General features: G+C 68.6%; 29 protein-coding genes. 5 read left to right on the top strand and 24 right to left on the bottom strand.

The annotated features are described in order from the left end of the window. The first annotated feature begins 39 nt into the window (after nt 1-39). Complete coding sequence (locus Q5H94_RS15545) at nt 40-648, top strand: hypothetical protein (RefSeq protein WP_304562210.1); 609 nt, start codon at nt 40-42, stop codon at nt 646-648. Nucleotides 649-670: 22 nt separating this feature from the next. Here the strand turns inward: Q5H94_RS15545 and Q5H94_RS15540 are convergent, their stop codons facing one another. The 9 genes from Q5H94_RS15540 to Q5H94_RS15500 form a co-directional block, all read right to left on the bottom strand. Beyond that, nucleotides 671-1,234 (bottom strand): tail tape measure protein, encoded by a 564-nt coding sequence (locus Q5H94_RS15540; RefSeq protein WP_304562209.1) that lies wholly within the window; start codon nt 1,232-1,234, stop codon nt 671-673. Further along, on the bottom strand, nt 1,227-1,373 hold the full coding sequence (locus tag Q5H94_RS15535; protein WP_431312175.1) for a phage tail assembly chaperone: 147 nt from the start codon (nt 1,371-1,373) through the stop codon (nt 1,227-1,229). The genes Q5H94_RS15540 and Q5H94_RS15535 overlap by 8 nt, the downstream gene beginning before the upstream one ends. Before the next feature lie 194 nt (nt 1,374-1,567). Then, nucleotides 1,568-1,936, bottom strand: coding sequence for a gene transfer agent family protein (locus Q5H94_RS15530; protein WP_304562208.1), 369 nt, complete (start codon nt 1,934-1,936; stop codon nt 1,568-1,570). Next, on the bottom strand, nt 1,933-2,340 hold the full coding sequence (locus tag Q5H94_RS15525) for a phage major tail protein, TP901-1 family (protein ID WP_304562207.1): 408 nt from the start codon (nt 2,338-2,340) through the stop codon (nt 1,933-1,935). Before Q5H94_RS15525 ends, Q5H94_RS15530 begins: the two co-directional genes overlap by 4 nt. Nucleotides 2,341-2,568: 228 nt before the next feature. Further along, complete coding sequence (locus Q5H94_RS15520; protein WP_304562206.1) at nt 2,569-2,955, bottom strand: DUF3168 domain-containing protein; 387 nt, start codon at nt 2,953-2,955, stop codon at nt 2,569-2,571. Beyond that, nucleotides 2,952-3,146 (bottom strand): hypothetical protein, encoded by a 195-nt coding sequence (locus Q5H94_RS15515; RefSeq protein WP_304562205.1) that lies wholly within the window; start codon nt 3,144-3,146, stop codon nt 2,952-2,954. Before Q5H94_RS15515 ends, Q5H94_RS15520 begins: the two co-directional genes overlap by 4 nt. Next, the gene (locus tag Q5H94_RS15510) at nt 3,143-3,724 is read right to left on the bottom strand and encodes a head-tail connector protein (RefSeq protein ID WP_304562204.1); all 582 of its coding nucleotides are present in this window, start codon (nt 3,722-3,724) and stop codon (nt 3,143-3,145) included. Before Q5H94_RS15510 ends, Q5H94_RS15515 begins: the two co-directional genes overlap by 4 nt. A gap of 142 nt (nt 3,725-3,866) precedes the next feature. Then, nucleotides 3,867-4,943, bottom strand: a complete 1,077-nt coding sequence (locus tag Q5H94_RS15505; RefSeq protein WP_304562203.1) for a phage major capsid protein — start codon at nt 4,941-4,943, stop codon at nt 3,867-3,869. A gap of 116 nt (nt 4,944-5,059) precedes the next feature. Continuing rightward, on the bottom strand, nt 5,060-5,368 hold the full coding sequence (locus Q5H94_RS15500; protein WP_304562202.1) for a GIY-YIG nuclease family protein: 309 nt from the start codon (nt 5,366-5,368) through the stop codon (nt 5,060-5,062). Between the two features lie 70 nt (nt 5,369-5,438). Between Q5H94_RS15500 and Q5H94_RS15495 the strand changes: the two genes are divergently transcribed. Further along, nucleotides 5,439-5,990: a hypothetical protein gene (locus Q5H94_RS15495; RefSeq protein WP_304562201.1), complete on the top strand. Its 552-nt coding sequence runs from the start codon at nt 5,439-5,441 to the stop codon at nt 5,988-5,990. Here Q5H94_RS15495 and Q5H94_RS15490 read toward each other — a convergent pair. From Q5H94_RS15490 to Q5H94_RS15460, 7 genes are all read right to left on the bottom strand, one after another. Next, the gene (locus Q5H94_RS15490; RefSeq protein ID WP_304562200.1) at nt 5,932-6,321 is read right to left on the bottom strand and encodes an HK97 family phage prohead protease; all 390 of its coding nucleotides are present in this window, start codon (nt 6,319-6,321) and stop codon (nt 5,932-5,934) included. The two genes, Q5H94_RS15495 and Q5H94_RS15490, sit on opposite strands and share 59 nt — an antisense overlap. Next, nucleotides 6,318-6,623: a DUF6127 family protein gene (locus Q5H94_RS15485; protein ID WP_304562199.1), complete on the bottom strand. Its 306-nt coding sequence runs from the start codon at nt 6,621-6,623 to the stop codon at nt 6,318-6,320. Before Q5H94_RS15485 ends, Q5H94_RS15490 begins: the two co-directional genes overlap by 4 nt. After that, nucleotides 6,620-7,762, bottom strand: coding sequence for a phage portal protein (locus Q5H94_RS15480; protein WP_304562198.1), 1,143 nt, complete (start codon nt 7,760-7,762; stop codon nt 6,620-6,622). The genes Q5H94_RS15485 and Q5H94_RS15480 overlap by 4 nt, the downstream gene beginning before the upstream one ends. Before the next feature lie 128 nt (nt 7,763-7,890). Further along, nucleotides 7,891-8,559, bottom strand: coding sequence for a spermidine synthase family protein (locus Q5H94_RS15475; RefSeq protein ID WP_304562197.1), 669 nt, complete (start codon nt 8,557-8,559; stop codon nt 7,891-7,893). Nucleotides 8,560-8,714: 155 nt separating this feature from the next. Then, a complete protein-coding gene (locus Q5H94_RS15470; RefSeq protein WP_304562196.1) occupies nt 8,715-9,092 on the bottom strand; it encodes a hypothetical protein in 378 nt (125 codons plus the stop codon). Nucleotides 9,093-9,164: 72 nt separating this feature from the next. Continuing rightward, nucleotides 9,165-10,511, bottom strand: a complete 1,347-nt coding sequence (locus Q5H94_RS15465) for a DNA-packaging protein (RefSeq protein WP_304562195.1) — start codon at nt 10,509-10,511, stop codon at nt 9,165-9,167. Then, nucleotides 10,508-10,996: a hypothetical protein gene (locus Q5H94_RS15460; RefSeq protein ID WP_304562194.1), complete on the bottom strand. Its 489-nt coding sequence runs from the start codon at nt 10,994-10,996 to the stop codon at nt 10,508-10,510. The genes Q5H94_RS15465 and Q5H94_RS15460 overlap by 4 nt, the downstream gene beginning before the upstream one ends. Before the next feature lie 373 nt (nt 10,997-11,369). On the opposite strand from Q5H94_RS15460, the gene Q5H94_RS15455 reads away from it, so the two are divergent. Both Q5H94_RS15455 and Q5H94_RS15450 read left to right on the top strand, forming a co-directional pair. Continuing rightward, entirely contained in the window at nt 11,370-11,708 is a 339-nt protein-coding gene (locus tag Q5H94_RS15455; protein ID WP_304562193.1) for a hypothetical protein, read from the top strand. 240 nt (nt 11,709-11,948) lie between these two features. Further along, nucleotides 11,949-12,290, top strand: a complete 342-nt coding sequence (locus Q5H94_RS15450; protein WP_304562192.1) for a hypothetical protein — start codon at nt 11,949-11,951, stop codon at nt 12,288-12,290. A 1-nt stretch (nt 12,291) separates the two neighbouring features. Here the strand turns inward: Q5H94_RS15450 and map are convergent, their stop codons facing one another. Genes map through Q5H94_RS15415 form a run of 7 tightly spaced genes read right to left on the bottom strand, consistent with a single transcriptional unit; the run spans nt 12,292 to nt 16,437 of the window. Further along, nucleotides 12,292-13,080 (bottom strand): type I methionyl aminopeptidase, encoded by a 789-nt coding sequence (gene map, locus Q5H94_RS15445; RefSeq protein ID WP_304562191.1) that lies wholly within the window; start codon nt 13,078-13,080, stop codon nt 12,292-12,294. A 1-nt stretch (nt 13,081) separates the two neighbouring features. Beyond that, nucleotides 13,082-13,276, bottom strand: coding sequence for a ParD-like family protein (locus Q5H94_RS15440; RefSeq protein WP_304562190.1), 195 nt, complete (start codon nt 13,274-13,276; stop codon nt 13,082-13,084). Nucleotides 13,277-13,322: 46 nt separating this feature from the next. Next, nucleotides 13,323-14,138, bottom strand: a complete 816-nt coding sequence (locus Q5H94_RS15435) for an alpha/beta fold hydrolase (protein WP_304562189.1) — start codon at nt 14,136-14,138, stop codon at nt 13,323-13,325. Continuing rightward, nucleotides 14,135-15,031, bottom strand: a complete 897-nt coding sequence (locus Q5H94_RS15430) for a pirin family protein (protein ID WP_304562188.1) — start codon at nt 15,029-15,031, stop codon at nt 14,135-14,137. The genes Q5H94_RS15435 and Q5H94_RS15430 overlap by 4 nt, the downstream gene beginning before the upstream one ends. After that, nucleotides 15,028-15,468 carry an NUDIX hydrolase gene (locus Q5H94_RS15425; protein WP_304562187.1) on the bottom strand — a complete coding sequence of 147 codons (441 nt, stop codon included), beginning with the start codon at nt 15,466-15,468 and terminating at the stop codon, nt 15,028-15,030. Before Q5H94_RS15425 ends, Q5H94_RS15430 begins: the two co-directional genes overlap by 4 nt. Next, nucleotides 15,465-16,151, bottom strand: coding sequence for a glutathione S-transferase (locus Q5H94_RS15420; protein ID WP_304562186.1), 687 nt, complete (start codon nt 16,149-16,151; stop codon nt 15,465-15,467). Before Q5H94_RS15420 ends, Q5H94_RS15425 begins: the two co-directional genes overlap by 4 nt. A gap of 1 nt (nt 16,152) precedes the next feature. Further along, on the bottom strand, nt 16,153-16,437 hold the full coding sequence (locus Q5H94_RS15415) for a BolA family protein (protein WP_304562185.1): 285 nt from the start codon (nt 16,435-16,437) through the stop codon (nt 16,153-16,155). Between the two features lie 77 nt (nt 16,438-16,514). On the opposite strand from Q5H94_RS15415, the gene Q5H94_RS15410 reads away from it, so the two are divergent. After that, nucleotides 16,515-17,093, top strand: coding sequence for a J domain-containing protein (locus tag Q5H94_RS15410; RefSeq protein WP_304562184.1), 579 nt, complete (start codon nt 16,515-16,517; stop codon nt 17,091-17,093). Here Q5H94_RS15410 and Q5H94_RS15405 read toward each other — a convergent pair whose 3' ends face one another. Continuing rightward, nucleotides 17,094-18,068 (bottom strand): GGDEF domain-containing protein, encoded by a 975-nt coding sequence (locus Q5H94_RS15405; RefSeq protein WP_304562183.1) that lies wholly within the window; start codon nt 18,066-18,068, stop codon nt 17,094-17,096. Nucleotides 18,069-18,154: the final 86 nt, after the last annotated feature.

Raw genomic sequence — 18,154 nt, 5'->3', positions numbered from 1 at the left:
CAGCTTGCCGATGCACATGTACGGTGCGACACTGTACCCATGCTCGTCCTGATCATCGCCGCCGCGCTCGCGTCACAGTCGGATCTGCCTCCCATTCCGGGCGACGCAAAGCGACTACAAGAGCTTGCACAGGCGATGACCGCCTGTGGCTTCCAACACGTGCGGATCGCCCACGATGAGCGGCCCTTTGTCTGGCGCGTCTTTGTCGGACAGAAAAGCGCGACCTTGCGGCAAATGCGCTGTGCGGTGCTTGGAACTCGCAAACAGCCCACGCTCACGACCGCCTTGCGCTTCAATGACCGGCTGGGCCGCACGTATTTTCGCACCTATCACGAGATGCAGGCTGAGGCGGCGCATCTCAAAGCGACCGTCTGGCTTAAGGAACACGGTCTGTTTGACAAGATCCCCAGCGCGGCGGCGGCGCGTCGCGATCCGCGCGCTGCTCTGAGCTCGATTTCGCGGGTCTGCGATGCGCCGCCGCCCGATTTGAAGCTGCTGCACGGCATGACGATATACCCCGCACCTCGGACGGCACCCCCTCGCACCCCGGCACCGCAAACACCGCCGGAACGTGCCGCCGATCAGAGACGTGCTGATTGCGTCGGCGCGGGGAGGACCGTCGCGCGCTTCGACTTTGTAGTCGATTAGGGTCTTGTCGGCTGAGCGTAGTTCATCCTTGCCCCAACGCCGCCTTCACCGCCCGCGCCACCTGCCGGCTCGACGCCGCGAGCGCGGCCCCGCCCTCGCCGCTCGCCGCATTCACCGTAATCGCCACCCGCACCTCGCGCGCGCCGCCCGAGCCGCCCGCCGCCATCACGCTCCCGCTCGCGGTCGGCACGAACAGCTCCGGCCCGCGCTCGCCCACCCAGTAAGGCCGCATCGGCGAGACCGGCCCGCCCGTCGCCCGCCCCGGCGCGCCGAACAGCCCGCCGAGCGCCGACAGCAACCCGCCCCCGGACCCGCCCCCGCCGCCGAGGATCGCATCGATCCCGCCCCGGATCGCCGCGCTCGCGATATCGCCCAGCACCGACAGCGCCACCTTGCGCAGATCCTCGAACCCCAGGCTCCCGGTCTTGGCCGCGCGCACCAGCGCATTCTCGATCGCCGCCCCCGCCCGGTCGGCGCCCGCCGCCAACGGCCCGTCCAGGCTCGCGCGCATGTCGGCCACGTCACGCGCGAACCCCGCCGTATCGGCGCGCACGCTGATCACCAGCCGCTCGATCTCCTCATCCATCGGGAAACGCCTCCATCAAATGCTGCAAGGTTGCTGCATCGGGCGGAGCGGCCCGCTCCCCCGCCACCACCGCGACGAGCGCGGCCAGCTCCGCCGGCGTCGCGCCCCAGAAAGCCTCGGGCGACCACCCGAACGCCACGCCCGCCAGCCCCGCCAGACGGACTGCCGCCGCCGCAAATTCCTCCCCGGCACGGGAAGGGGGACTATTCGCTTCTTCAGCGAATGGTGGAGGGGGCTCTCCGCAGACGGTCCGCTCGCGGCAGGCCTCCTCCGCCACGCCGCTTCGCGGCGCGGTCCCCCTCCCCGTGCCGGGGAGGAATGATGCCGCCCTCATCACCGCCCGCTCAAAATCTGCCCGAGCAGCACGCGCAGCACCGGCGTCGCCGCCGCGAGCCCGCCCGCCACCACCGCCTCGCCGAACGCCTCGCGGCTCAGCCCCTCGGGCCGATCGCGCACGCACCACCAGAACAAGGCGACCATCTCGCCCAGCCCCAGCGCCCCGTCCGCCGCGCGGTCGACCAGCGCGAACAGCGGCCCGATCTCGCCCTCCGCCGCACACAATGCTGCAAAGCTCGGCCGCAGCACGATCGTCTCCCCCGCGACACGCAGCGAAGCCTCGCCCCGCGCAGGATTGGCAAATCGGGAAAGCCCCTCCCCTTCAGGGGAGGGGTTGGGGTGGGGCAGGGTCTCACCGAGACTCATGCTGCCACCACCGGCCCGGAACTCTCCAGGCTCAATGTGTAGCTGCGCTCCCCATTGAAATCCCCGGCATAATCGAGCCGCGTCACCAGGAAGCGCCCCGTCATCGTCTCGCCGCTCTCGAAGCTCAGCCGGTAATCGTCGATCGCGCCCGACAGCGCATTGCCGCGCAGCCGCGTCTCCGCCGCCGATCCGGTGAACACCCCCGCCCCCGATACGCTGACCGATCGCACCCCCGCGCCCGACAGCAATTCGCGCCACCCGCCCGAATCCTTGGAGGTGATCGCCACCATCTCCCCGTTCACCGAAAGCTGCGTCGTCCGCAGCCCCGCGACCGTGGAATACACCACCGGCACCGCGCCATTCCCCACCTTGAGCAAAAACGCCCGTCCCGATTCTGCTGCCATCTCTCATCTCCCAAAGAATTTTCACGCGGAGGCGCGGAGGCGCGAAGATTTGGTTCGCGCAGAGGACGCAGGGAACGCAGAGACCGCCGTGCAACCTCACGATCGGGAGACCAAAACGGCCTGCGATAAAAGAAGCGCGCTACCGCGCGCACTCCCTCTCAGCGCCCTCTGCGCCCCCTGCGCGAAACCCTTCTTCTCTTCGCGCCTTAGCGCCTTCGCGTGAACCAATCAGCCCGCCGCCAAAACCCGCACCCGATACTCCACCACCGCACTCCACCGCCCCGCCCCCGGCCGCAGCACGCGCGTGCGCACGAACGCCAGGCTCGCCACCTGCCACCCGCCCAGCACCCGCGGCATCGCCTCCACCGCATCCCCAACCGCGCCCGCCAGCGCGTGCAACCGTCCCGGCCCCTCCGCAGCATCGCGCAGCATGATCGCCACGCGCAGCTCGCGCCCGGCACGATCCTTGACGCTCCAGTCGGCGCTCAGCAGTTCGCCGATCTCGGCATAGGGCGGCGATGCCTTCACCGCCGGCCCCTCGTAGACGCCGTTCAGCCCCGCCACCGCGCGCACCGCCGCCAGCAGCGCGGCATGCACCTCGGCCTCCGCGCTCACCGCAACAGCTCCGAAATCCAGCGCAGCCGTGCATCGTCGAGCGCCAGCCGCGTCGTGATGACGATCCCGTCCTCGACCGGCATCGCCACCGTGTTCGGGATCTGGTCCGATATCCGCGCCGCCAGCACCGCGATCACGCCCTGCCGCCGCAGCTCGGCGATGCGCCGCACCCGCGCCTCCGCCGCGCTCATGCGTAGACCCGCCGCGCCAGCGCCAGCCGGCGGAACGGCCGCCACAGCGCCGTCACCGCCGCCGGCGGGGCATCGCGCTCGTCGCGCGCGGTGAACAGATGCGCCGCCAGCAACACCACGCCCTGCCGCAGCGGCCCCGGCACGCCCGCCCAGTCCGCAGCCGCCCCGGCGACGAACGTCACCGCGATCCGCTTCGCCGCGCCCGCGTCGATGCTGCGCACCCAGCCCTCGCCACCGGCATCGATATCGACCGCATAGGCCGCCGATCCCAGCACCACCGCGCCGTCCCCATTTTCTATGGCGCCGATCGCCTCCACGGAGGTGATCGCCCGCACCGGCCCCGCGCCGACGCACTGCCACGCCGCCTGCGCCGCCAGCACCGCGCGCATCTCGCGCGCGATCAGCACCTGCCCGGTAAAGCGCTCCGCCAGCCCCAGCGCCGCCTCGACGAACGCCACCACCAGCGCATCCTCGTCATCGCTCACGACGCGCAGCACCGCCTTCACCTCGCCCAGCGCCGCCGCGCGATCCTCCGGCCCGAGCGAAACATCGCCCGGCCCCCCGCTCTCGAATGTCATGTTGTTCTCCGAAACCTGCGAAGAAGATGGTCGCGCAGAGACCGCAGAGACCGCAGAGCAAAAAAAAGCGGCCAAAGGCCGCTCCCACTCTCTTTCTTCTCCGCGTCCTCTGCGCCCTCTGCGCGAACCTATTCGCCCGCCATCAGCTCGCGCTGAATTTGAGGAGCTTGATCGCCTCCGAATTGCTCACGCACCCGCCCACGCGCTTCGTCGCGTAGAAATTCACGAACGGCTTGTTCGAATACGGATCGCGCAGGATCGCCGTCTCGCTCCGCTCCGCGATCAGATAGCCAGAGCGGAAATCGCCGAACGCGATCGCAAATGCCCCCGCGGCGATATCGGGCATGTCCTCGGCCTCGACCACCGGATAGCCGAGCAGCGTCGCCGGCTGCCCCGCCGACAGGCCCGGCGTCCACAGGAACGCGCCGTCGCTGGTCTTGAACTTGCGGATGCGCGCCAGCGTCGCCGAATTCATCACCCAGGTGCCGTTCTGGCGGTACGGCCCGCGCAAGCTCTGGACGAGGTCGATCAGCCGGTCCTGCGGGTTGCTCGCGAAATCGCCCGCCGCCCCGCTCGCCAGATATTGCAGCGTGCCGAACGCGCGCACGCCGTCCGCCGTCGCCGCCGTCGGCGCCTGCAGGAACCCCCTGGGCCGCGCCGTGCCGCTGCCGCCCACGAACGCCGCCCCCTCGGCGCGGGCGAACTCCATCGCGATCTCGCCGGCCAGCCAGCCCTCGACATCGAACAAGGCATCGTCGAGCATCGCCTGGCTCGCCGAAGGATTGGCGTAGAGCTCACCCATCGGCGGCGCGATCTCGGCAAAGACCGGCGTGTTCGTGCCCGGCCGCGCATCGGCCTCCGCCGCCCAGCCCGATGGCGTGCCGCCCGTCGTCACCAGCTTGCGATAGCCCGCCGATCCCACCTTCACGACATTGGCGATGCCGCGAATGGGCGAGATCGCGCGCAGCGTCGCATCCACCTGCGCATCGATCTCGCGCGGCACCGCATAGCCGCCCGCATCGCCCGAGACGCCGGTGAACGATTTCATCTCGATCACCGCGCCCGATCGCAGGAACCCCTCGAACGCCGCCCCACCCGGCGCCCGCGCGCCCGACAACACCGGCCGGGCACCAGCATATTGTGGCGCCCCGCCCATCTCCACACCCGAAAACGCGCCCGAAAATGCGTTCTCCGGCGAATCCGCCATCACGTCCGTCATGTCATTCTCCTCATGCAAAACAAAAACCCCGCCGCGGCGCGTGCCGGGCGGGGAGGTCGAACTGAACTCATACGTCACCCCGGCCTCGTGCCGGGGTCCACCGAGCCGCCCGGCGGCTAGGCCAGCGGCTCCAGCCCGAAGCCGACCGCAAAATCGTTCCAGGCCGGGTTCTCGCGCTCGATCAGATTGCGTTTCCACTCGCGCCGATAGCGCTTGAGCTGCTTTTCGCGCGCGATGGCAGCGTCCATCGTCTCCGCAACCTCGAAATAGACGAGCCGCCGAATACCGTATTTCCGCGTGTGGCCGTCGAAAGTTCCCGCACGATGCTGCTCGATACGCCCGATCAGGTTCGAGGTGACGCCGACATACAATGCGCCGTTATAGCCGCTGGCGAGAATGTAGACGCACGGTGTACGCTCGATCATCACGCCGCATCACGTGCCGCGCGGTGGACCCCGGCACAAGGCCGGGGTGACGAGAGAGGACCGCGAACCGATGGATAGCCCGGACACGAGAGCCACGCGCACCGCCGCCCTCTTCTGTCTTGTCGCGTCGGTGATCGGCGGCTGCGCTCGATCTGAAGAAAAGCCGACGGTCGACCCGGACTGGCGACGTGCCGGCTGGCACTACAATTTTCCCGCCGACGAAAATCGCGGCGGCGCTCTGTATCGTTTCGCTGATAATTCCGACGATTTTTTCATCGCCATGTGCGGCCCGCTGCCAAGCTTTGGTTTCCATCATCACGCCGCTCCAGCCTCGAAAACCTTCACGGTCGAGATTGACGATCATCGCTGGGAACTGCCTCGATCTGCCGGGCCGGATGACAACGGACTGGGAATTTTCGAACCATCCTTCGCGGATCGGTTTGCCTCGGCGAAGCGACATATTGTCTACCATATCGGATCACGATCGATCGCGATCCCTGCGAGCCCGCTGATCGCCAAGCTGGTCGCGACGTGTCGGGCGCGCAATCCGCAACGCCGATCGCCTACCCCCCCACCGCCACCACCCGCGCCAGCGGCTGCATCGGCTGCGCGACAAGGCTAACCTCCACCAGATCCAGCGCCAGCAGCTCGCGCCACCGCACGCCGCGCCGGTCCGCCGCGCGCACGCGGTAGCCGAACGACAGGCCGCGCACCGCCCCGCTGCGCACCAGCGCCGCCAGCCGCGCATCGTCGATCCGGCCGATCACGCGCAGCCCCTGCGCATCCTCCTGCGCCCGCTCGATCACGCCGACCGGGTGCCCGCGATGCTGCCACAGCAGCGGCACGTCCCCGACGCCCCGGCTCAGCGCCTCGCCGAACGCCCCGGCGCGCACCACGTCGCCGCCCCGGTCCACCCGGTCGAACACGGCCGCATAGCCCGCGAACCGCGTCACTTCACCCAATCCCAAAACCCGAACCGCGCCGCCAGCCCCGCCAGCAGCAGCGCCGCGCCGATCCGCACCGCCCAGCCCACCGCCGCCTTCCACGCCGAGCGTTTCGCATCGCGCCACGCCCCCAGCAGCTCGCGCAGCTCGGCCATGTCCTTCGCCGCCGCCGCATCCTCCAGGCCGAGGCGCACCAGCGCCCGGCTCGCCCCCAGTTCGCCCGCTTCCTCCGCGATCGCGCGCAGCGTCGCCAGATCGGCGCCCTCGCCCGCGCCCTGCAGCATCAGCTGCGCCAGCACCGCCTCGCTCATGCCGCCCCTCCCGCCTGTGCCGCATCCAGCGGCGCATAGCCCAGCGCCGCGCGCTTTTCCGCCGCGCTCAGGAAATCCGCGTTCGCCACCTGCCGCCACACGCGCTCGCGGTCCTCCGCCAGCGCCGTCACCCGGTCGACATCGACCCACAGCGCGGCGTCCTCGAACCAGCCCTTCATGCCCTGCACCAGCCCCTCGAAGATCGCCTCGGCCAGCGGCAGGATCGCGAGCCGCCACAGCGCCTTCTGCGCCTCCTTGTAATTGGCATAGGTCGCATCGCCCGACAGGCCGACCAGCACCGGCGGCACGCCGAAGGCGGCGGCGATCTCGCGCGCCGCCGCCGCCTTCAGCCCGACGAAATCCATGTCGGCGGGCGACAGCGACAGCGCCTGCCACTTGAGGCCCCCTTCGAGCAACATCGGCCGCCCGGCATTGGCCTGCCCGGAGAAATGCGCCTCCATCTCCGCGCGCAGCCGCTCGAACTGCTCGCGCGACAGCACCGATCCGTCGCCGGGATCATGCACCAGCGCGCCGGAGGGCCGCGCGGCATTGTCGAGCAGCGCCCGGTTCCACGCCGCCGCCGCATTGTGCAGGCCGATCGCCCCGGCCGCCGCCGCCAGGCAGCCGAGCCCGGCATGATCGTCGAGCGGGTGGAACGCCTTGAGGTGGATCACCTCGGGCCGCTCCCCTTCCGCCACCAGCCGCGCCGATCGCTCGCCCACGCGGTATCGGTATGCGGCGGGCCAACCGTCCGCCGCCGCCTCCACGCTCACCCGCTCGGGGCGCAGCGCATAGAGATCGACCGGATCGCCCGCCGGATCGGTCATCACCTGCACATAGGCATTGCCGTGCAGCAGCATCTGCGCCGCCACCGTGCCGATCAGCGCCTGCCCGCCCGACCGCGCCATCACCAGCCTGCGCAGGCCCTCCGAGGACGCCTCCACCGGCGCGCCAGACAGCCCGTCGCACACCAGCCGCACCGCCCGCTGCGCGACCGGATTGCGCAGATAGCCCTGCCGCACCTGCGCCTCATATCCCTGGTCCCACCCGGTCTGCGATCCGCCCGCGGACCACAAGCCATAGCGCGCCAACACCGGACGCACGTCGCGCCCGGCCGATTTCCAGCCGAAGAGTTTCATGGATTGCCCCCGCTAAAGCCCCTCCCCTTCAGGGGAGGGGAAGGGGGTGGGGCTGTGTCTCACCGAGACCATCGCCCGTAACGTCCCCACCCCAACCCCTCCCCTGAAGGGGAGGGGCTTTCATTCGTTCAATCGCGCGCCCCGAACCAGATCACGTGCTTCGCGCCCTTGCCGTTCTGCCGCGCGCGCACCGCCACCTCGTCCACGCGGAAGCCCGCCTCGCGGATGCGCCGCGCGAACTTCGCGTCCGCGCCCGCAGACCATACCGCCAGCACCCCGCCCGGCCGCAACGCCGCGCGCGCCGCCGCCAGCCCGCGATCCGAATAGAGCCGGTCGTTGCCCGGCCGCGTCAGCCCGTCGGGGCCGTTGTCGACGTCGAGCAGGATCGCATCATACGCCCCCCGCGCCCCGGCGATCACCGCGCCGACATCCTCCTCGACGATCGCCACGCGCGGATCGGCGAGGCTGTCGCCCGTCATCGCCGCCATCGGCCCCTTCGCCCACGCCACCACCGCCGGCACCAGCTCCGCCACCGTCACGCGCGCATCCCTGGGCAAACATCCCAAAGCCGCCCGCAAGGTGAAACCCATCCCGTATCCGCCCACCAGGAAATGCGGCGCGCTTGCCGTCACCCGCTCGGCGGTCATCGTCGCCAGCGCCTCTTCGGAACCGCTCATCCGGCTCGTCATCAATTCCTCGCGCCCCAGCGAGATGAAGAAGTCGTCGCCGCGCGAAAACAGCCGCATCTCGCCGCCGCCGGGCACCTGTGTGCTGTCGATCAAAATTCTCGGAATCATCACCGCGGCTTAGCGAAATGCGGTTTCCGTACAATACGGCAACATACCTCCCCTGCTTAAGCGGCGGTGCGACCCGCGACGTCCTCATTCCGGGGGACTCGCATACTGGCCCGGACGGGTAACCGACCGGGCCATTTTTTTCGCGGCGGCGTTCGTCAGCGCGGCGGCTCCAGCTCCGCTTCCATCAGCCACATCTCCGCTGCGATCCGCGAGATGAAGGTCGCCACCAACGTCCCCGTCAGCGCGTCGCGGACATGCTGCTTCACCGCAGCGCTCGCCACCACGATCGCCACCCGGTCGCCCGGACGATAGGTGCGTTCGATCTGCGTGCGGATATAGCGTTCGCGCGATGCCGATTGCGGCATCGCCTCGGTCACGTCGGCCAGCACGCGCACCGGCCGCCCCTGCGCGCGGATCCCCGCGATCAGCACGCGCAGCTCGTCATAATGCGCGTCCAGCTCGCCGCGGGACCAGTCGCCCTTGCCGCGCACGAAGATGATGCCGTCCTGTCGTTCAAGATGCCGTTCGATCATCACAACCGCATATCATAGACCCGATCCCGGAACTTGATCTGAATCATGTCAATTGAGGATTACATGGGTTTTTCAAAGCCCTCGCACCCCCGCTCGGCCGCGGCGTCGCGGCATCAGCTCGGCCAGCGCCCACACCAGCGCATCGACCCGGTCGGGCGATCGCCCCGGCCCCTGATAGGTGCCGCCCGAAACCATCCCGCACATCTCGTCCTCCAGCGCGGGGAAAGCACCGGTGTGATGCACGCGCCCCCGCGCATAGTCGATCGACACCGGCTCCGCGCGCGCCGCCTTGCCCAGCCGTGCCCGGCGCGGGGCGAGCGGCAGCATCGGGTCCGCCGCCTCCAGCACGGCGCGCACCATCTCGCCGCCCTGGTTGACCTCGGCCACCACCTTGTCGGCATTGTGCCGCCCCGCGCACGCCACCACGGCGCGCGCCCAGCCTTCGGGGCTCTCGCCCGAAACGCTCGCATCCTCAAGGACATAGCCATGCCCGTCCTCGCCGAGCCCGACCGCGACGATCCCGCACGCATCGCCCGTGCCCGCCTCGCTCCCGGCGGGAGGATCGACGCCGATCACCACGCGCACCAGCAGCGGCGCCCGCGCCACCCGGCACGCCTCGAGCCCGCTGCGCGTCCACAGCGCGCCCGCGACATCCTCGATCAGTTCGCCGTTGATCTCCTGCCGCCCCAGCCGCGTGCCGCCATATTCGGCCTCGATCGCCGCGAGGAAATCCCTGGAGAGATGCGGATTGTCATGGCTCGTCCCCAACGTCTCGATCATCCCCGCCACGCCCCGCACCTTGCGCACCAGCGCCACCGGCGCGGGCGTGGTCGTGACCAGGATCTGCTGCGGCGCGCCGATCCGCACCGCCAGCATCAGATTGTCCCACGTCGCCACGCCGTTGCGCCATTTGCCGATCTCGTCGCACCAGGCGGCGTTGAACTGCCCGCCGCGCAGCTTCTCGGGCGTGTTCGCGCTATAGATCTGCGCGATCGCTCCCGATCCGAACGTCAACTCGCGCTTCTGCCGGTAATAGCGCGGCTGCTCGCCCGGCCGCGCAACCGACAGGATGCCGCTCTCCCCCTCGATCATCACCTTGGAGACATCCTCGATCGTCGCGCCGACCAGCGCGATCCGCGCGCCGGGGTCGTTGCGCGCGATTTCGCTCACCCATTCCGCGCCCGCGCGCGTCTTGCCGAATCCGCGCCCCGCGCGGATCAGCCAGACACGCCCGGCATGTTCGGGGGCGAGCTGGCCCGGATGCGCCCAGGCATACCAGAAGCCGTTGAAGGTACGCAGAGACGGCCCCTTCATCTGGTCGATGGTGTGATCGCGCTGCGCTTTGGAAAGGTCGCCGGCCATACGCTGCACCTGTTCGATCGTCAGCGTCACCGTCTCCCTGCCGGGGGCGGCCGTCATCGCGTATTGCCCAGCCGCGCGGCGAGCATGTCGAGCTTGTGCTTCAGCTCGCGCCGCAATTCCTCCAGCGGCACGGCGGCGGCGTAGCGGGCATTCGGCCGGCGCGTGCCCTTGCGGTCGCGGATGCCCAGCACCTGCACCGCCAGCATCGGGTCGAACGGCACCGCGGGCACGGCGCTGTCGCCCGGCACATATTCGGTGATGGCGCCCGTGCCGAGCGCGCGCGCCAGCAATTCCTCCTCCAGCCGGGCATAGCCCGTTTCGAGCGCCGCATCCCACGCGGCGCGGAATTCGGCATCATGCTGTTTCCATCGGTACGCGGTCTGCAGCGACACCCCCGCCGCCTTCGCCGCGTGCGAGACATTGGCGGTCACGGCCAGCGTGTCGAAGAACGTCCTGCGCCTGGCCGCCGTAAAGGCGTCGCCGCGCGGTTTCCGCTGCTGCAGCGCGCGGCTCCGCGATCCGCCGATGTTGCTTTCCGCCATATGCCTCCCCCCGGATAAAGTCGTCCGAACGCGCCGCGGGCCGGCACGAACCGCCCGCGGAGGATGTCCTCCGAAGCGGCCCGCCCGGCCCGACTCGCAATTCTTCATCGTTCCTGATATGTACCGAATGAGCGTGACGCTGTCAAGCGTTTTGTACCTATTTGGTTCTACCGGGCCGTTCCGCTTCTCTAGTGGTGGCGCAGCCGGTGCCATCGGCTCCGGCAAATATTCTGGACAGTTACTCAGGAACAGGTAAACTCGCCGCGCTGAGTCGCCTAGTGATTCGATCCCGTAAACGGGACGCTTTCCAGAAATTTGAAGATGTTACGACACCGCCCGGCGGTGCTTCAACTCTCGCGACAGGAACAGTTTCATGCAGTACAAGATCATCATCACCGACGTGCCCGGTAATTCAGTAAAGGTGCGCGTCAACGTCCCGTTTCTGGAGAACTGGACCGACGACGGCAATTCGTCGTGGCATGCAGAAGGCGGCAAGCTGCGCTATTCTGACGGTGTCTGCAACGCGACCCGGTCGCAATTGATCGGCCCGACCGGCGTGCTGTTGATCGCCTTCAATTCGCTCGGCGTTACGCTCAACGGTTTCTTCGACAGCGCGAAGCTCCACAACAGTGGTGGCAGTGGCACCATTCATCCCGGCTGGGGCGGCAGCTCGATGGTGCCCGGCCCGATCCAGTGGGTCGACGACAACTGAGCCACCGGGGCGGCGGCCGGGGCGGCCATGCCTCCCCGGCCCCTGCCGGCGATCCCGACTAACGCCTTGTCAAACAAGGCATGCCGCGTCGCAACAATCTGGACAGCCCTGACGATTGCGGTAAGTAACCATGCGAGTCGCATGGAGGTTTGATCCCGCGCACGGGACGCCCTTCGCTCCACCGATGGTTTGCGACGGCCGGGAACGCGGCGCGTCGCCTTCTTGCGCTAGGATCGATCGATGAGAACCTATAATGTTGTCATAAGCGACACGGCCGGCACGTCGATGAACGTGCGGCTCAGACTCCCGTTCGTCTCGACGTTCGCCTCTTCCGCAACGTCGACATGGCATGGCGACGGCGGCAAGATCATGTACGCCCATGGGAGTTGCGACACGACGAAGGAGGATGGCTGGAAGCCCACCACCGTCCGGCTTGCCGTCAATCACTTGAGCGGCCTGCAACTGCACGGATTCTTCGACAGCATCGGGCTCCACAACGCCTCCGGCAGCGGATATCTCTACAGCCAGTGGGCGGGCGGGACGATGCTTCCGGGCGAGCTGTCCTGGGCGGACGCCGACTGAGCTACGGCGCGGGCGGGCGGTTCGCCGCCCGCCCCGCCTCGTCGCGGCGCAGCGTCAGCACCTGGACGCCGCCGGGCACTACCGCCACCGTATGCTCGAACTGCGCCGACAGCTTGCGGTCGGCGGTCACGACGGTCCACCCGTCCTCCTCGGTCACGACCCGCCGCGTCCCTGCATTCACCATCGGCTCGATGGTAAAGACCATCCCCTCGCGCAGGCGCAGGCCGGTGCCGGGCTTGCCGAAATTGGCGACGTGCGGTTCCTCGTGCATCTCGCGGCCGATGCCGTGGCCGCCGTAATCGCGCACCACCGCATAGCCGTGCTTCTTGGCATGCCGCTCGATCGCGAAGCCGATATCGCCGATGTGCCCGCCCGGCCGCACCGCGCGGATGCCCTTCCACATCGCCTCCTCCGCAACCTTCACCAGCCGGCGCGCGTGCGGCGCGACATCGCCAACCAGATACGTCTTGCTCGAATCCGCAATGAACCCGCCCTTCTCCAGCGTGATATCCAGATTGATGATATCCCCCTCCCCAACCACCTCCTCCGGATCGGGAACGCCATGGCAGACGACGTGATTGCGCGAGCAGTTCAGAACATACTTAAATCCGTACTGCCCCTTGCTCGCCGGCCGCGCGGCGAGGTCGATGGTGATGAAGCGTTCGACCAGATCGTTGACCGCCATTGTTGACATGCCCGCCAGGTTCACGCCGTCGAGCATCTCGAATACCGATGCCAGCAACCGGCCCGACACCTGCATCAGCGCCAGCTCGTCGGCGGTTTTCACCATCTCAGGCGGCCAGCCTTACCTGCGCGGCCTCGAGCTCCCTCCGCACGATCTCGTTGAACGACAGCGCCGGGTTCGCCTCCGCCAGCATTCCGATCTTCATCCAGAACTCGGCCTGCGCGTTGATCGAGCGGCACATCACCGTACTCGCCTTGCGCACTTCCTCGTGCAGGTCTTCGTCGATCTTCACGATGCCCATGACGCTCTCCCCTTGAATATACGAATCGTATATGGTTCGTATAGTATCAGGTCAACCAGTCGAGCATCGCCGCCGTCACTGCCTCCGCCGCGCGCCACGTCACGAAATGCCCGGCATCCAGCCGCACCAGCGTGAGGTCGGGCACCAGCGCATCCAGCCCGTCGAGCTGCACCGGCAGCAGATAACGGTCTCGCATCCCCCAGATCACCAGCGTCGGCTGCGTCACGATGGGCATCGCCGCGCCCGGCCCGGCCCCTTCCGGCACCGCGCGATACCAGTTGAGCATCCCGGTCAGCGCGCCCTGCCGGCTCCATTCGTCGAGATGCGCCGCCCCGAACCGCCGCGCGACACGCTGCACAAGCGCGCTCGCCAGCACCGCCCGCACCATCCGCGAGCGGTCGATCCGCGTCGCGCGGATGCGGTCGATATAGCGGCTGGCGTGCTGCTGCGCCCCATTCTCGCGCAGGGATTTCGCGAAGATTACGGGATGCGGCGCGTTGAGGACGATCAGCCGCGCCACCCGCTGCGGCCACGTCGCCGCCGCCGCCCACGCTACCACCCCGCCCCAGTCGTGCCCCGCGAGCGTGAAGGTCGAGAGCCCGAAATGATCCGCCAACGCGATCACGTCCGCGACCAGCCGGTCGATAGCATAGTCCCCCACCGCGACGGGCTTGGAGGACGCGGCATAGCCGCGCTGGTCCGGCGCGATCACGAAATGCGTTTCGGCGAGCGCCGCCATCTGCCGCCGCCACGTCCGGTGCGATTCCGGGAAGCCGTGCAGCAGGATGATCGCCGGGTTCGCCGGATTCCCCGCCGTCGCGACCTGGAGCGTGACGCCCGTCGCCAGCGCGACGGGCGTCACGGATAGCTGACGGTCAGCGGCACCTCGGGCAGCGAGATGAACTCCTCGCTGTCGCCCGGCACGAGCGGAAACTCGCCCGCCTTCCACGCCCGCTTCGCCTCGTTGATGCGCTCGCGCCGCGACGACACGAAATTCCAGAAGACGTGTCGCGTCCCCAATGTCTCGCCGCCGCACAGCATCACCCGCGCGCCGCTCGCCGACCGCAAGGTCGCCGCCACGCCGGGCCGCAGCACGTACAGCACCATCGGCTCCAACATCATGCCGTCCAGGGACGCCTCGCCCAGCGCCACGTAGATCGCGCGCTCGTCCGCCCCCGCGTCGATCGGCACGCTGCCGCCCGCCTCCAGCTCGATGTCGGCATAGATCGTCTCGGCATAGGTCGTGGTCGGCGCACGCACGCCCCACAGATCGCCCATGATCACCCGCGCGCTCACGCCGGCACCCGTCACGATCGGCAATGCCTCCGCCGTGACATGCTCGAACGCAGGGTCCATCTCCTCGACCGCCTCGGGCAGGGCCAGCCACGTCTGGATGCCCGACAGTTCGGGCCCGCCCGCGCGCTCGTCTTCGGGCGAGCGTTCCGAATGGACGATGCCCTTGCCCGCCGTCATCAGATTGACCGCGCCGGGTTCGATCCGCGCGACGCTGCCCAGCGAATCACGATGTCCGATCGCGCCCGCGAAGAGATAGGTCACGGTCGACAGGTTGATGTGCGGATGCGGCCGCACGTCGATCCCGGTCCCGGCCTCCAGCCGCGCCGGCCCCATCTGGTCCCAGAAGATGAAGGGACCGACCATCGTCCGCCCGCGCGACGGCAACGTGCGATGCACCTTGAACCCGCCGAGGTCATGCGTCACCGGCGAGATCGCCGCGATCGTCAGGTCATCGCTCATAGGCTCAGCATCTCCGTCAGATCTTCGGGGAACAGCGGCTCGGGAAAGCCTGCGATCTCGTGCGGCGCGAACCAGCGCCATTCCTGCATGACGCGTTGTTCGAGCGGCGTGTGGCGGCTCGTGTCGATCTCGGCGCCGGCCACGCGCACGCGGAAATAGCGTTCCTCGGCGATCACCGGCACGCCCTCCAGCGTCAGGAACTCGACCACGCGGCGCGCGACTTCGGGCCCCGGCTCTGCCGCGATCCCGGTCTCCTCGAGCAATTCGCGCCGCGCCGCCGCCTCGTAGCTTTCGCCCGGATCGACCGCGCCGCCCGGCGTACACCAGAAGGGCGGGCGATCATCGGGCGAGAAGCGGAACATCAGCACGCGACCGTCGCCATCGGTCAGCAGGATCCGCGCCGCCGGCCGCGGCACGCGCACGATCTCCGCCGTCACGCCGCATCCAATTCGGGATAGTGCCGGAAGATACCCTCGGTGTTGAATGCGATCCGCCGGTCGCTCTGCAGATACGCCGCGATCCCCGGCAGCGCCGCCACCCGGTCGTGCAGCGCGATCAGCTTCGGATAGTCGCCCTCGACCGTCGCCATCCGCTGCGGGAACATATAGCGCAGCCCCGCGATCACCTGGAACAGCGACGTATCGACGTAGGACCAGCGCTCCCCCGCCACCCAGTCGCCGCGCACCGCATCCTCGAAATGGCCGAGAAACTTGGGGATGCGCTCCTCGCGGAACCCCTTTGCGGCACGCGCCGCCTCCGCCTTCTGGTCCTCGTAATAGTCGGAGACGGCGACCGGGTGATGCACATTGTGCACTTCCGCGACGAGATCGGCGATCGTCAGTTGCAGCGCGTTGAGCCGCCATTTCTGGTCCGCCGGCGCGAGATCATGCACCTCGCCGAGATAGAACAAGATGTTGGCGACCTGCGCGACGGCGCCGTCCTCCAGCTCCAGATAGGGCGGCGCGAAAGCCTCCTCGTGCTTCCCGAGGTTCGCCATCAGCGCCTTCGCGCCCTGCTCGCGCGCGCAGTCCGTGTAGGCGATCCCGCCCGCCTCCAGCGCCAGCCGCACGAACTCGCCGCGCCCCTGGATGCTCGGCCAATACCACAGCCGGTAGGTCATCTCATTCTCCCGGCGCGCGGGTCTTGATCGCAAGCGCATGGATGCGCGTCGCGAGCAGCTCGGCGAGCGCCTGGTTGACGAGCCGCTGCCGCCCAACGCGCGAAACCCCGGCAAAGGCCGCACTTTCGACGATCACGGTGAAATGGCTCTCGCCCGACTTGTCGTCGCCCATGTGCCCGGCGTGGTGATGGCTGTCGTTGATCACCTCCAGCGCGCTGGGGCTGAGCGCTTCGGTGAGACGAGCCGCGATCAGGTCTGCGACGGGAGCGGTAGCGAGGTCGGTCATCGCGCCTATATAGTGCGTTTGTCGGTTTGAGGGAGCCACGTTTGGCGCGCGAACAGGAAAAGAAGGACAGGCCAGGCATGCGTTTCCACGGCCGTGTCGAGGGCGCGGCGCGCGCCTGCGACGAACCCGGTTGCGACCAGCCCGGCGAATTCCGCGCGCCCGGCGAAGGTCGCGCGAACGATTTCGAGGGGCCGCGCCCCTACCGCTGGTTCTGCCTCGATCACGTCCGCGCCTTCAACGCGCGCTACAATTTCTTCGCCGGCATGAGCCCCGACGAAATCCACGACGCGCAGCGCCCGTTCGCGGGCTGGGAGCGCGAGACGCGCGCCTTCACCGGCACCGGCGGCGCCGACCGCCCGCCGCGCTGGGCTGATTTCACCGATCCGCTCGACGCGATCAGCACGCGCTTCCGCCGCGCCACGGCCGGCGAAGCCGCGCGCAAGGACGGCAAGCCCCTATCCGAAAGCGAGCGCCGCGCGCTGAAAGTGCTCGATCTCCCCGCCGACACCGACCGCCGCGGTCTGCGCCAGCGCTACGCCGAGCTCGTGCGAAAGTATCACCCCGACCGCAACGGCGGCGACCGCAGCTTCGAGAAAAAGCTGCAGGACGTCATCGCGGCGTATACCCAGCTCAAGGGAGCGCCAGCGTTCGCCTGATCAGCCCCCGAAAACCCGATCCCGCCCAGCTTCCTTCGCCTGGTACAGCAACGCATCCGCCGCCGCGAACGCCGCCTCGTGCTCCGCCGCCTGAACCGGCAGCGGCACGACGCCGGCCGAGAAGGTGATCTTGCCCATCGGCTCGTCGGTCTCGCGCAGCTTGAAATGGCGTTCGCCGAGCGCGGTCTTGGCCGCCTCGACCAGCTTCACGCCATCGCTCACGTCTGTGCGGGCGATGATGATGAATTCCTCGCCGCCCCAGCGCCCGACGAAATGATCGGCCAGCGTTTCCTGCAGCGACGCCGCCACCGTCTTCAGCACGCGATCGCCGACGGCATGGCCATAGCGATCGTTATACGATTTGAAGCGATCGATGTCGCAGATCGCGAAGACATGCGCCGCCTCGCGCCGCGCATCGGCGCCGAGATAGGCGTCGATGCCGCGGCGGTTGGGGAGGCCGGTGAGGGCATCACGTTCGGCATCACCCTGCACCGCCTCCAGCTTCTCGCGTAGCTGCTGCACCTGTGCCGTGGTCGCGGCCAGTTCGCGCTCGGCGCGCTGCGTGCGCTCCAGCGTGCGTGCGAACAGTTCCTGCATCGACGCCGAACCCTCTTCCGCCAGTTCGGGGATCGACCGTTCCAGCTCACGCCCGAATTCGCCCGTCGTCGCCGTCGCCGAGGCGGCGAGTTCGGCCAGCCCCAGCGCCTGGTGACGGATCGCCGCCGTGCGCGCCTCGTCCGCGCGCTTGGCGGATTCGGTCGTCACGGCGCCGAGCCAGCGTTCGTGCAGCGTATCGGTCTCGGCCTGAGTGATGCGCACGCCGTCATCGACGATCGCGCGCACCGCCTTCACCAGCTCGGGATGCTCGCCGTCGTGATAGGAATAGGCCAACCGATAGTTGGACGGCGACGGCGGCAACCGCTGCGCGTCGAGCCACGCCAGCGCGTCAGCCGAAATTGCCTTGATCGAATTCATGCAGTGCGCCCCTGCCGCGCGTTTATCTTGAGCAAAGCCATAGCACGAATTGATTTACATAAAGTCGCCACACCACCGCATGAACA

The organism is Sphingomonas immobilis, from assembly GCF_030580995.1.
Taxonomy (GTDB): domain Bacteria; phylum Pseudomonadota; class Alphaproteobacteria; order Sphingomonadales; family Sphingomonadaceae; genus Sphingomonas; species Sphingomonas immobilis.
The sequence above is the reverse complement of the archived record's forward strand: the minus strand, read 5'-3'. Positions and strand labels throughout refer to the sequence as shown.